The organism is Haloarcula nitratireducens (genome assembly GCF_019599505.1).
This window is the reverse complement of record NZ_RKLT01000031.1, coordinates 19,299-32,559: the sequence shown is the minus strand read 5'-3', so window position 1 is coordinate 32,559 and position 13,261 is coordinate 19,299. Positions and strand designations below refer to the sequence as shown.

Annotated in this window: 11 protein-coding genes; 9 read left to right on the top strand and 2 right to left on the bottom strand. The window is 58.3% G+C overall.

Translation table 11 applies throughout. The features are described from left to right. Nucleotides 1-599: 599 nt before the first annotated feature. Nucleotides 600-1,613: a lysylphosphatidylglycerol synthase transmembrane domain-containing protein gene (locus EGH23_RS23840; RefSeq protein ID WP_220582480.1), complete on the top strand. Its 1,014-nt coding sequence runs from the start codon at nucleotides 600-602 to the stop codon at nucleotides 1,611-1,613. A gap of 86 nt (nucleotides 1,614-1,699) precedes the next feature. Here EGH23_RS23840 and EGH23_RS23835 read toward each other — a convergent pair whose 3' ends face one another. Then, nucleotides 1,700-2,446 (bottom strand): DUF7847 domain-containing protein, encoded by a 747-nt coding sequence (locus EGH23_RS23835; RefSeq protein WP_483867131.1) that lies wholly within the window; start codon nucleotides 2,444-2,446, stop codon nucleotides 1,700-1,702. Between the two features lie 705 nt (nucleotides 2,447-3,151). Here EGH23_RS23835 and EGH23_RS23830 point away from each other — a divergent pair. Both EGH23_RS23830 and EGH23_RS23825 read left to right on the top strand, forming a co-directional pair. Then, nucleotides 3,152-3,769 carry a metal-dependent hydrolase gene (locus EGH23_RS23830; protein WP_220582484.1) on the top strand — a complete coding sequence of 206 codons (618 nt, stop codon included), beginning with the start codon at nucleotides 3,152-3,154 and terminating at the stop codon, nucleotides 3,767-3,769. Nucleotides 3,770-3,868: 99 nt separating this feature from the next. Next, on the top strand, nucleotides 3,869-4,423 hold the full coding sequence (locus EGH23_RS23825; RefSeq protein WP_236045049.1) for a DUF2238 domain-containing protein: 555 nt from the start codon (nucleotides 3,869-3,871) through the stop codon (nucleotides 4,421-4,423). Nucleotides 4,424-4,766: 343 nt separating this feature from the next. Here EGH23_RS23825 and EGH23_RS23820 read toward each other — a convergent pair whose 3' ends face one another. Next, complete coding sequence (locus tag EGH23_RS23820) at nucleotides 4,767-5,393, bottom strand: helix-turn-helix domain-containing protein (RefSeq protein WP_220582478.1); 627 nt, start codon at nucleotides 5,391-5,393, stop codon at nucleotides 4,767-4,769. A 546-nt stretch (nucleotides 5,394-5,939) separates the two neighbouring features. Between EGH23_RS23820 and EGH23_RS23815 the strand changes: the two genes are divergently transcribed. The 6 genes from EGH23_RS23815 to EGH23_RS23790 are packed head-to-tail and all read left to right on the top strand — an operon-like array spanning nucleotide 5,940 to nucleotide 13,214. Next, nucleotides 5,940-6,356 carry a hypothetical protein gene (locus EGH23_RS23815; RefSeq protein WP_220582477.1) on the top strand — a complete coding sequence of 139 codons (417 nt, stop codon included), beginning with the start codon at nucleotides 5,940-5,942 and terminating at the stop codon, nucleotides 6,354-6,356. A gap of 44 nt (nucleotides 6,357-6,400) precedes the next feature. Further along, nucleotides 6,401-8,047, top strand: a complete 1,647-nt coding sequence (locus EGH23_RS23810) for a DUF8186 domain-containing protein (protein ID WP_220582476.1) — start codon at nucleotides 6,401-6,403, stop codon at nucleotides 8,045-8,047. After that, nucleotides 8,047-8,892, top strand: a complete 846-nt coding sequence (locus EGH23_RS23805; protein WP_220582475.1) for a hypothetical protein — start codon at nucleotides 8,047-8,049, stop codon at nucleotides 8,890-8,892. The genes EGH23_RS23810 and EGH23_RS23805 overlap by 1 nt, the downstream gene beginning before the upstream one ends. Next, nucleotides 8,889-10,151: a TrbL/VirB6 family protein gene (locus EGH23_RS23800; RefSeq protein ID WP_220582474.1), complete on the top strand. Its 1,263-nt coding sequence runs from the start codon at nucleotides 8,889-8,891 to the stop codon at nucleotides 10,149-10,151. Before EGH23_RS23805 ends, EGH23_RS23800 begins: the two co-directional genes overlap by 4 nt. A gap of 4 nt (nucleotides 10,152-10,155) precedes the next feature. Then, complete coding sequence (locus EGH23_RS23795; RefSeq protein ID WP_220582473.1) at nucleotides 10,156-11,169, top strand: TraC-like domain-containing protein; 1,014 nt, start codon at nucleotides 10,156-10,158, stop codon at nucleotides 11,167-11,169. Continuing rightward, a complete protein-coding gene (locus EGH23_RS23790) occupies nucleotides 11,166-13,214 on the top strand; it encodes a VirB4 family type IV secretion system protein (protein WP_220582472.1) in 2,049 nt (682 codons plus the stop codon). Before EGH23_RS23795 ends, EGH23_RS23790 begins: the two co-directional genes overlap by 4 nt. The last annotated feature ends 47 nt before the right edge of the window (nucleotides 13,215-13,261 follow it).

Here is a 13,261-nt window from a genome sequence, read left to right as displayed (position 1 = left end):
GGTCTTTAATCCGTCTTTTGGGTTCTCTGACTGTGGACTATTGTACGTGGCGTGGTTTGTTCAATGTTCGTGTCGGCTTCACCCTCGGGGTCAAGCCCCGAGGCACTCGCCTTACTCCGCCTGTAGAGTAACAGTGAGCAGTCCGTCCCGGACTCAGTTGCCGTGGCGACGACCATGGATGCCTCTCGATAATTTGCTACAGCCAAAAGGAGGATTCCGGCGATAAGGATGAGGCCCTCACGTCGACTAATGGACCAGTCACGGAAGCTCTGGACTCGCTCGAACTCTTCGCGCCAGCGTGGCCCAGCGCGCCGGTGCCAAACCATGACCCCGCGCGTCGAGACAGCTATGGCCACGAGCGCGGTGAGTTCGTAGACACCACTTCGATCTAGAACGACCGGGAGTGATGAGGCGAGTCGGCCTGTCTGGATTGCAAGCGAGTTCGTCCCCCAAATTACGGCTCCTTGGACCCACATCACGAGGACGACCAGCTGACCACGGGGTGTTGGCCGTACCCGCTACCGTCTCTTCGGGCGGCCGGATTCAGGTCAGGAAGCAATACCCGGCGGCTTTTCACGTTCCCATCCTTACGGAGCGCGATGCCAGATTCATCCGGGTTCGACAGGCGAACGCTGGCGAAGATCGGCGTCGGGTTCCTCGCCGCGGTCATGCTCGTCTACCTCGCCGGGTGGGTCGTCGGTTGGAACCGTATCCTGTCGACGCTTGCCGGGGCGAACTACTGGTGGGTGGCGCTCGGCTGTCTCTCGTCGACGGCCTGCCTCGTCGTCTGGGCCAAAGCTTGGGACGAGGTGCTCGACGTCCTCGACGTCTCCATCCCCTATCGAGCGCTGATCGTCACGTACTTCGCTGCCACGTTCGCCGACTACGTGACGCCGTTCGGCAAAGTCGGTGGCAACCCCTTCATCGCGTACTTGCTCTCCCAGGACGACCGGATCTCCTACGAGGAGAGCCTGGCCGGCATCGTCACGGCAGACCTGCTCAATCTCGTGCCGTTTTTCGTCTTCTCCGGCGTCGGACTGGCCGCGCTGTCCCTCTTCGGGAGCGTGCCGTCGGCCGCCAAACCGCTCATCGGCGGGCTCTCGGTCGTCGCCGTTGCCGTTCCCCTGAGCGTTTACGGGACCTACCAGTACCGGAACGCTTTCGAGTCCGTTCTCACGACGCTACTCTCACCGGTCGCGTCGTGGGTCGACAGCGTCGACGTCGACTCGATCCGACAGCGACTCGAAGAGTTCTACGCGCGGATCGATCGGATCGCCAGCCACCGAGGCGTGCTCGTCTCCACGCTCTCGTACTCGTTCGTCGGCTGGCTCTTCTTCGCGCTGCCGCTGTACCTCGCCGGACAGGCGGTCGGCGTCCACATCGACCCGCTCCTCGTGCTCTTTCTCGTTCCGGCGAGTTCGCTCGCGGGCATCGCTCCGACGCCGGGCGGCGTCGGCGGCATCGTGGTCGTCCTCGCGGCCCTGATGGTCGCGCTGGTCCCGATGAAACCGTCCACGGCAGCGGCGGTGGCACTGCTCTACCGGGTCGCGAGCTACTGGTTCGTCATCGCGATCAGCGGGATCGCCACCTTTTACGAGATCTACCGCGCATAACGCCACGGAATGCAGGCTTTCGGTCGCTGTCGGGCGTGTCGACGAGGGGCGCTCTTTCGAAGCGGATTATAGAAGAGCAGCCTCTCCTACATGTCCGCTATTTCTTCGCTTTCTCGAAGTTGCACGAACGCTTCGCTGAGGATACCGAGGACGATCAACGAGAACGGGAGCGTGATGACACCAGCCATCAGCGTGCCTATCGCCGGGCCGGCGACCGCACTCACGACTGCGGAGGCGATGACCGACAAGATTCCGGGGACGATGGCGAGCACGACGAAGATGACGAAGAGGATGACGACCAGCGGAATCCAGTTCCCGCGAGTGAGGGCCCAGCTATTGCGGAGGGCAGCGACGAAATTGTCGTCCTCGACGGCGATGTAGTACATCATGAACAGGAACGCGACGTACGCGATGATGCCGGGGATGACGAACAGGAGAGTCCCGATGAACACGAGAAGGCTGTATACGAAGCCGCCGAGAATCGTATTCACGATTGCTAAGACCATGTTGCGGGTGTAGTACTCGCTCGGGATGGAACTCGAATGCCCGCCCACGAACGTTCGGATAGCTACGATCGACATCACTTGGAGTAACAACAACGAGATGACCGACACGCTCGCAGAGACTGCAAGCGGGAGGTCGAGAGCGGGAAGCGCCTGCGTCGCATCTGCGGGCAGGTCACCCGAACGCTGCAGCAACGTGAGGAAGGCGCTGTAGAACGCCACCTGCCAGATGATTCCGAGAACCACATACACGAGAGTGAGGACCACCCCGTTTCTATTCGCGACTCGGTCGAGTCCACCAGTCAGTGAGGAACCGATTTGCAGGGACACGCTTGAACGAGGGCACGTTCGCGACCTAAGTATCCCGACGAACTGCGAGAACAGCAACTCGGCGATATGTTTAAGCCATCCCAATTGAGGGGACTCGCCGAGGTCGTCGTGAGGAATACGCTAACCGGAGTTTCTGGAAAACGTATAGCCTGCGATAGAAACGGCTTGCTGAACGGCGAAGCGGGACGTAGCAGGAGTTCTGCTCTTCGGCCCAGCGAAGGGAACGTAGCGTCGAGCGACGCGTCAGCCGTCGTCTGCTCCCTGCTCTTCGACCTCGAAGTCGAGTTATAGAGATTAGGAGAGAAAACCCACGACTTCAGTCGTGGGATGAATCACCGCACGGTTCGCAACCACTGAAACCGCAACGTATGAGTGCCCACACTGCGAATCTATGGAAGTCGAGACGATGGATTCCCATCGACTCTCGGCAGTCCACAAACTGGCAGTTGACTCGGTGTTTGCCCCATCAAAAAGTAAGCCCGTGGACAGCAGAACCGACACAAAACAAGCAGGTAACTCCGAGTCTTTCGCAGGATAGGAGTAACGGGGGCGTGGCACTCCCATCGGCACGTCGGGTCGTCAACCCTAAGAGAACAACGAACCGCCCGTTGGTGGGCGTGGGAAGCCCACAAGTTTGCTTGTGGGAGGATGTCACTGTCGGACCGCTATGTTCAAACGGTCGAGTCCCTTTACCTATTCACTGAGATGATGCTTCCGACACATGCTCTCGTCGGGCTCGCGATTGCGTTACCGGTTTCCGTCGCGTTTCCGGAGTTCGCCAGTCTGTGTCTCTTCAGTGGGTTATTCGGTGGTGTCTTCCCCGATTTCGACTTGTATATCGGTCACCGGAAAACGCTCCACTTTCCCGTTTACTACTCGGTCCTTAGCTTACTCGTGATACCGGCCGCTGTGCTCGTTCAGACGCCGTGGATCATCGGAATCACGATTGCTCTGGTTGCCGCCACCGTTCACAGCGTTATGGACATTTTCGGCGGCGGACTTGAACTACGCCCTTGGGAAGCGACATCAGAACGGGCCGTGTACAATCACTTTCACGACCACTGGATTGCCCCCCGTCGGTGGGTCCGGTACGACGGGGCTCCCGAGGATCTCCTCCTGTCACTCTCGATTGCTGGCCCGCTCCTGTTCGTCGTGGAGGGTCGCTTCCTATGGATTGTCGTCGGGGCCTTAGCCGTTTCGGTGAGCTACGTCGTACTCCGCCGGACGCTCGCGACGATAGCGGAGACACTCGTCGAGAACTTCCTCAAAAAGATGCTCCCCGATAGCCTGTTGGCGTACCTCCCTGCCAGATACGTTCGCTGAGAGGCGATCGGTCCATTCGATGTACACACGGTGGCGGCAAAAAGATAAAAACTACTTAACCGGTGACCCCATCCATTCCTGGAAGCGGGTGAACACATAGTGTGGTCAGAACTCGATCTCGAAGGGGGCATCAGGTACGCGATCGTAGCCGTATTTATCGTCGGCGTCCGTGAGCGGAATCCCGGTGCCATGGTGAACGCGGTCTTCTCGTTCTCTGGAACCTACGTCCCGAATATACTTGAACGGGCATCTGGAATCGAGTTCAGGCCCTGGCAGCGTGTATACGTGGGCACCGCTATGTTCCTACACGCGATGGGGATGCTCGGACCGTATGACGATGTTTGGGGGTGGGACCACGTTACACACACCTTATCGTCGAGTATCGTCAGCGGAGCGACGTTCGTTTCGGCCAAACGTCGTGGGAAAGAGCCCCTGCCAGTAGTATTCGGGTCCATCATCACGCTGGGAGTCTTTTGGGAAATTCTCGAGTACCTCATTCACGCCACGGCCGACCGTCTTGGGATGGAACCGATACTCGTATTCTACAGCAAGCAAGATACCCTTCTCGACTTCGTTTTCAATCTCGTTGGCGCGCTCCTCGTCGCCTTGTTCGGCAATCGGTATCTGGCTAACCTCTACGAATCTGAGAATTGAGAGACAAAAGAGTACGTCCAAGACCTTTGGAATGTTTCATCTTGGTATGTGTTAGAGTAGATGGGTACATATTCTGAATAGTATGTGAATTAGGATGGACGCTAACCCACTCCATACTACCCAAGCCGACTTTCGATACTGCTCTGGTGAACATCTCTTCTCTATCGATCACAACCCTTCTGACGAGCATCAGAAATGCTACGGTCCATTTTGCGTCACCGCTCGTCGATATTCACTATCCAGAGTGCCTTGTCGATGTAGTGGTGAATTCTTCTCTAATCTGTTCCAGCGCTGTGTCGTCGAGTGGTCCGACTTCGCCCTCGATATCTGTGTCGGGCTTCATCTATGCGGTAGAGCGTTCGGTGTCGTCACTGAGGGCTCCTTGCTCGCGCGTTGAGTCTTGGATGGCGGCGCCAGACTCTGCGACACGAGCAGCAGCAGATCGGCTGTCGTCGGGGTCGAAGTCGTAGAGTGAGAGTGCTGCTTGTGCGATTTCGAGGTTTTGTTCGATCTGTTGCCAGCGGGTGATGTCTTGCCAGCCGTCGTCGCCGGGGTCTAGTTCGAGCGTGAGTTCATTGACGTCCGTTACGTCATACTGCTCTCGGAAGTCGCTCAGTTCTTCTTTGAGGTTTTGGATGGCGTCTCGGATTTCGTTCTTGGTGTGTTCGCGGTGGATAGCTGAGATACGTCGCATGGCTAGCATTTGTGGGGCCCGCATGTACTGGGTTCCAGAGTCTGTGTTAACTGTTTTGACGCGACCAGTTTCCGCTAATGCCGTAAGGTGCTTTCTCACAGTCGGTTCGCTAACGTGTGCGCGATCAGCGATCGTGCTAACGGGCTGTGGTTCAGTCGTGACGTCTATGATGCTGCGAACGCGCTCAAATGTGGTGGTGTCGGCTTTCCATTCTTCGATGGTGGCCTCGTTCACATCTCCTTCCCAGAGTCCATCAGGGGCGTCGGCTATATTCATCTGCTAGTGACTAGTCAGTTAGGGATAAAAATATTTTCCTGAAGATAAGCAATTTTTCCTAAGTCGAGTTTCTAAACTAATTGCGAGGGCGAGTCCCCCGACTCACCGGGGTCGAGGGTTCGTCAGGTATCGGGATAGCTGCACAGCCCGCGAGGACGGCTACGTGACGAGCACAAGAGGGAGGATCAATCGTCTCACGCCGGGCAATCAGCACCGGGAGAACTTAGTTCAGGATACAATCGACCGACCGCTGATCGGCTGCCTTCACCGCGTCAGACTTATTTTCTGAGATCTGATCCAAAGCTCCGGCGATGCTGAACGGTTCTTTGTAGTCGGCCCACCGGTTTCGCCTACTATCGAGAATTCCAATTGCGCTGTTCTGTATATGGGACAATACTACCGGATACCAGACCTGACGCAGTAAACTCACCTAAACTCAGAAATAGGTTTAATACCTCATACTGGCCATCTCCACTCAGACGCCGTCGTTCCAGCGGTCTTTGCCTCGGCTGCGGTGGGTGACCGGATCGGCGCGTCAGAGAAAAGATGTCTACGCAATCGCCGTCGGCCACCGTGCCGACAGAAGAGACCGGTAGTTGTATCGCTCGTTTCAAACGGACCATCGGCCAAGTGGGACTCACTGTCGGCGTCCTCTCGCTGGTCGCCGCTGAGCCCGCGCTGGCACAGACCATCGGCGAGGACTTCTGTACGACGAGCATGGCCGAGACAATCAAGAACGTCTTCACCATCATCCAGTTCGGTGGGCCGCTTATCGGCGGGACGCTCGCACTCGGTGCTGCTGTCGTGACGCCCGTGGTCCGACGGACCGACACGAAGCTAGAACTGAAAGAGGTCCGCAATCAGGGCGTTATCTGGGGGATCATCGTCGCGCCGCTGGCGACGACTATCGTCCAGTTCCTGTTGAACACGGTCGTCGCCGGAGGGAGCAGTTGCGCGTTCTGAGAGCAGGTGCTCGCCCCGCCCTCTTCGTGGTAACCGTGATTGCGATGGTTGTCGCCACCAGCTCGGAGAGTGTTGCCCATCCACCGACGGAACCGACCCACGGTCTCAACGAGAGCGAGTTCTGGGTGCTCTGGGCCGGCGACGAGGACAGCGCGAACGTGACAGAGAACAGTACGCGAATGCCGCTCGAAACCCTCACTGCGGGGACAGACATCCCGCTCGACCGGCCTCCCCGTTCCGTCGAGACGTGGAATCGGCGCGATATCGCAGAGATGCCAGAAACCGACATCGCTGTCGCCAGCCACCCGAGCGATACGATGCGCTCGAACGGCACGTACCTCAGAGACGTCGGCGTGACCATCGGCGCGATTCAACCCTCAACGCGCGTCCACCTCTCGGAGATTGACCAGCCACTGTATATCGCTCCCGATGGAGAGGTTCTCGGAGCCGTCGACTACCGCGTCGTCACGCCCTCGAACGGCACTACAGGTAGTGACTGGCAGGTCAAGTCACACGACGTCGAGTCGGTTCGCCTCCTTCTCGATGGAGAGGTCCTCGATACGGCGAATCACACGAAGACGCCGACGCTCACCTACGGCGGTCTCGAACCCGGACTCAACGAGACTGCGACGCTCACGCTCGAAGCGACGGTCACGGTGCAACTCAGACGAGTGGTCGCCACTGAAAACGACGGTTGCGCTGAGCCGACGATGAACGGACTCTGCCAGGCGAGTTCACAATCCCTCGGAACTCGGCAGGAATCCATCACGGTCAGGGACAATGCGACGGTTACCGTCTACGACCTGATCGTCTCCGGATACCAGACAGAGTACCCCGATGGTGACCTCGGATTGGTCGCCTACAAGAACTACCCGTGGTACGGCCTCGACCTACCTGAGGGTGAAGTTCGGGGCGTCTGGCGCTTCTACGTCGCGCGTAAACCGGCGTGGGACAACCTCACCACGTACGACGGAACCAACACGACCACAGGACACTCGCCGGTTCACCCGTTGCAAGTCCACGCCTTCCCTATCGAAACGGGGCCGACGCCGTGGCCACGAGCGACGGTCGCACTCCTCACTGTGTATGGTACGGAGTACGACGGGCCGTCGCTTCCGTCGACGGTTGCGTTGGACTCTATCGACGGGCCGTACACGGGCAGCTTCGGTATCGCGACTCGCATCGAGACACCCCACGACGAGACGGACACTGTCACCGCTATCGGCCTAGTGCGTGGAACGAACGCGACACTCTCCGTCTCGGAGTTCGCTGCCGTCCCACTGACCGAGAGCAATCTTACGTTGGCAGTCACGAACCGAAGCGAAGAAACCGTCACTGTCCGCGCACAGCTCCGCGATAACGAGACTGGAGCGCCCATCCAAACGAGCGACCGTGACGGCTATCTCGTCGTCGCCGGACAACGCGTGAACACCACGGAAAACGGCACCGTCGACGTGACCGTTTCCAGTGACCGGGATGCTGTCTCGGCGCGCTACGAACCATCGTTCTGGTGGTGGGATATCCCCGGTTACACCGGCGATACGGCTATCGTCTCCACCGGCGGGTCGACGTTTCGCTATCTGGACGCACTCTTCGGTGGGTTCGTCCCGATCGGTGCGCTGTTGCTTGCCGGGTATATCCTCGATCGGTTCACGAACTGGGGATTCTGGCCGCCCTGGAGGGGCCTGTGATGACGAGTCGTCTCTCCCGCCGGGCCTTCCTCTCGGCGCTCGCTGCCGGGTCGGCCGTCAGCGCTGGCTGTGCGACGAGAGGCGCTGTGGATGCTGTGGCGAGTCCCTCGTTCGATTCTATCGTCGAGTCGATGACCATTGGGACGTACGATATCGTTCTCGAACTAGCCGACGAGAGCGTCACTCACGCGTCTCTCATCGGTCCCGATGGGACCGCAGCCCAGAGCAAACAAATCGAACCCGGTGTTCGGACTGTGAAATTCCCGATTCTGCGGTTCGATCCCCCATGGGGCGACACCAAGCATTACACACCGGGTACTCACGAAGTCGTCCTCGTCGTTGATGAGACGGAAGTCTCGCGTTCGTTGTCGTTAGTCCCGGAGCTTCGAATCACCGACATCGCGCAGTATCGCGACGGAGAGTCAGTCGCCGATCTCTCGAAGCTTGTCTTCACTGTCGAGAACACGGGAACAGCGGCGACGTGGATATATGATATTGGATTCGAAGGTGCACCGAATTTCGCGGCTGATGGTACGATATCGGATCAGCATGGGTATCTAGACGTAGAGTTCCCGACGACGGGAGAAGAACTGACCATAGCACCGGGTGAGAGTCAGCAGTATATCGCGCATTCGTGGCCGCTAGCGTTACCAGAGACAGCACCCAGATGTGAAGGTACTGAACATCCCTTCACCGTCCGACTGGGAGCTGCGGATGGCAGTATTCTGACTGCTGACTTATCGCCCCAATTCAGCGGAGATCCAAACACGGTCGGTTTCGCCGACGATACGGTATGTTCAAACGTGTCAATTGATTGGGAGAGTCGAGACGAGGAGGAGAGATGAATTCGTTGGGAGATGTGATTGTCGAGGCATTAGAAGAAGCAGCCCGAAGATTTGTTGGCCCAATATCTGGCTTTATCAGTGACCATGCTGGAGATTTACTAAAGATAGTCGTCGAGACTCCAAACCCGAACTCGGTGTTCGGCAGACCATCCAACGATGGATGGCCAGCCATCTACGACTTCTATTGGGAAACAATCGTTCCCTTATCGCTGTTGCTCTGGGCCCTCATGATCGGTTTGGTGATATTCCTTGAGTCAGCGAGCTATCTGTTTAGCAATTACCACCGCACCAAACTCAAGAAGCGAGCATTCTCTGGGTTATTGGGTATCCTATCATGGTGGTGGATTGCTGCCCTCTCGCTTCGGTTCATCGATGGTCTGGGCAAGTTTCTGCTCCCATCATTAGCAGAGATTACATTCTTCGATACGCTCTCGATTAGCGTAATTGGGTTACTCGGACTCCTTGTTTCGCTCACCGTAGACATCGTCTTGTTCTTGATTCTCGCATTGCTCTACTTGATGCGTCACATCGTGCTGTACCTGTTCGTTCTGCTGATGCCGCTGCTCATCGTCTTCTGGGTTCCTGGTGTAGGTCCGTTCACCCTTGCGTCCCAGTTCATGAAGCGACTCGCGGGGTTCTACGTCCCGTTTCTGTTCATGACGATACCAGTCGCCTTGCTACTACGCCTCGGTCAGTTGCTGGGCTCCTCAGTGACGTTTACTATTGGTGGCATTGGCCAGTGGTTACTCGCCATCTTGACACCGCTCGTCGCTATCATCTCGCCATTCATTCTGTTCTGGCAGGCGGGAGCGCTGTTCTTCATGGCCGATAGTGCTGCCCGACACGCTTCCCGCGGTCGAGCACGAGCCAGAGTCGAAACGGTACGAACGACCGGTGCAACGACAGCGAGTGGTGGACAGAACTTCGCTCGCGGGGTTCGCGGACAGCCTGCCGTCCGCTCGGATGGACAACTGCTGCTTGGTTCGGGCGACTCCCGAGCACATGCTGTCGGCTCACGGCTGCACAGTTCCAGTACGTCGTTCCGGTCGGCACTCTCGACGTCTACCACAGATCGGACCGAGACACGGACCTCGTCGAAACACGAGCGCTCTGAGTCGCGGAACGATGAGTTCGACACACTCCGAGAGCGTGGTGGATCTTCGAGACGAGAGACTGGTAGTAGAGATAGCGATTCGAATACGGACGCCTCGTCCACGTCGGAGAGTTCCGACGACGAGCGTCCACGGTACATCAACTGAAGAAATGAGTAGTCATCAACCCGCAAAGCGAATTCCGAAGACGCTCGGTACAGACGCGAAACTGATCGGTCCCTATACCCTCACGGATGCAGCGGTTGCGCTCTTTCCGGGCGTCGTCGTCATCTTGCTTACACAGATATTGCTCCCGTCCTCGTTCAGTCTCGCGGGGTATCCGATTCAGGGATTGACGCTTCCCCTCGCTGCGTTCGCCATCGGCGTCGGCGTCCTGTTCGTCTACCTCACGCCAGAGTACACGACGAGTCTCGATTGGATCATGCTGATGCTCCAATTTCGGCGACAGGACCGACAGGAAGGTCACGAGAGCGCGAAAACACACACGCAGATCGAACGAGTCTATCCCGAGCGTGACGTTCTCGAACGGCAAGACGGCGCATTCCTCGCGTTCGTACAGGTGCTTCCCCCTCCGATGGCATTGGCGACCGACGAAGAGTGGGCAGCGAAGGCAACGGCCTTTCAGGACTTCTTGAACACTGCCGTGACGTTTCCCCTGCAAATCTTCTCGACGACGCAGGCGTTTCCGGTCGAAACTTATCTGGACCATTATCGCGAGCGCCGACATGATCCAGACGTGAAGGCGAATCCGCGACTCGCCGCGCTCATCGATAACTATGTCGAGTGGTACGAACGCGACCTCGCCGCTCGGCAGATGACGATCCGTGACCACTACGTCGTCGTCTCGGTCACGCCCTCGGAGGTCCGCTTCGAACGAGAGAGTGTCCTTGATACGCTCGCGGGGATACCCATACTCGGACTCTTCGTCCAGGCGTGGAACGCACCCCCAATCGAAATCCAACGAGAGACGATGTTCGAGGCGCTCGAAGAGCGGGTTCGTCGCGTCGAATCCGGCATCCGTGATATCGATGGCTGTCATGCGAGTCGCATCGACTCTGGGGCAGCCACGCGACTCGTGAGCGAGTTCTGGACGGGAGAGGAGATTGAATACGGCGAGATGCACGAGGCGCTTCGGACGCGGCCACTTGTCGGAGGCACGCGATGAACTTCGACTTTCTGCCGTTCGTCGGCAAGGACTCCTCAAGTGAGGCGTCGGAGGAGATCCCGGATACCCCAGACGATGGCCAAGAGCTATCCGTCGAGTATCGGCCCTCCGGCCAGCCATTAGCTGATCCTGCAGACGTTCATCAGTCGATACTCGGACCGGATGCTATCGAGCGAACGGCCACCGCGGTTCGAACGGGCGACAACTGGGCACGAACGCTCTGGGTCGCGGAATTTCCGGACGCACCGAGAGACGGTATCTTCGAGACGCTCTACTCGACGGCAGAGACCAGAAAAACGGACATCTCGCTCCATATCGATCCGCGGGATACGGCAGCGACGCTCAACTCGCTGGAGAACCGAATCGAAGACCTAGAAGCAGACGCTGAGTATCTGAGCGAGAAACGCCGCGCCGGTGCCAGAGGGATACAGAAAGACCTCGCGGACCATCAGGAACTCTACGACGTCCTCAGGAACACGCCGATGAAAGCGTTCGATGTCTCCATGTATCTGACCGTCCGTGATGAGGACGAGGACGCCCCTGACGTCGACGGCGTGGTGAGTACGGCACGTCGCGCTCCAGCAAATCTGACACCCGTGACACCACGCTGGGCGCAAATGGACGCGCTGACGGCCAGTAGTCCCGTCGGCGTCGACCAACTGAATCAGCAACTCGATACGAAGACACCAATGCTGAGCGCTGCCGTGGGTGCGATGTTTCCCTTCGTCGCCGGAGCCCTCGCCGAACCCGGTATCGAGTACGGCACGTACGCGCTGAACGAGAGTCCGCTCATCCTCGACCGATTCACGCGCGAGACCGGCTACTGTATGATGGTCATCGGGAAGCTCGGTGCCGGAAAGTCGTTCTCGACCAAACTGCAACTAATCCGCCGCGCGATGTACGACGAGGACACCATGCTGGTGATGCTCGACCCGCTGGAGGGCTTCGCTGGTGTCAACGAGGCGCTGGGTGGTGAGCGCGTTACCGTCGGTGGCTCTCGGGGGTTCAATCCTCTAGAGTTGCAGCCGACGCCACGCGAGGTTCTGGACGCCGTTCCAGATATCAACCCGTGGGCAGAGCAGATCGCGTGGGTACTCACGTTCTTCGAGACGTTCTTCACTCACGTCGCCAGCAGCCCGCTTGACGACCGCAAACAGACGCTCCGTCGCGCAGTGCAGGAAGCCTACGAGCGCCAGGGAATAACGAAGGACCCACAGACCCACGATAATCCGTCGCCGACGATTCGCGACGTTGTCGTCGTCCTGGAAGACTTACTGGAGGACCCCGGTGCCTTCGGCTATGTCACCGACGGCGAACAAGAACGCGTCAGGGAGGACGTCCAATCCCTGCTCATCGACCTCCGACCGTCGTTCCGTGAGGGCGGCGACTTAGCGAACCTCGCACGTCCCACGGAGTTCGACCTCGACAACGACGTCATCTACATCGACCTACACCAAGAGGAGGGAACCCGCGGTCGCACCGAGACGAGTCTGATGATGCAAGTGCTGTTCAACGCGGTGTACGAACGCGCCAAACAGACCGAGAAGCGCGTCGTCTTCGTCATCGACGAAGCCCACTACCTGATGAATGATTCGGCCTCACTCGAGTTTCTGGAAACAGCCGTACGACACAGCCGACACTACGACCTCTCCTTGCAGTTTATCACCCAGACAGGCGGCGAGTTCTCGCTCACGCCCGAAGCGCGGACGATAGCGGACCTCTGTTCGATGAAACTCATTCATCGCGTGGACGAAGCGGCCGAGCAGCTGGCCGAGTGGTTCGGCCTCAGCGAGCGTGAAGTAAACTGGGTCCGCTCAGCGAAGGCTGGCAATGACGAAGACGGCTATTCGGAGGCGTTGCTCGGTATTGACGAGGAAGGTTGGTTCCCGCTTCGAGTGCGGGCGAGTGAGTATGAGGTGGGCGTTCTCGATAAATCCAGTAGCGAGGACAAGGAGTCAGCGGCTCGAAACCACGCTGCAACTTGCACTGTCTCAGCAGCGACGCCAACAGAGACTGATCGCGGTTCTGCGGAGCATAGTACCTAACTAGCCCTCTGAAAGGGAGGATACTAGACTAGAGGTTCCGAAGAAGC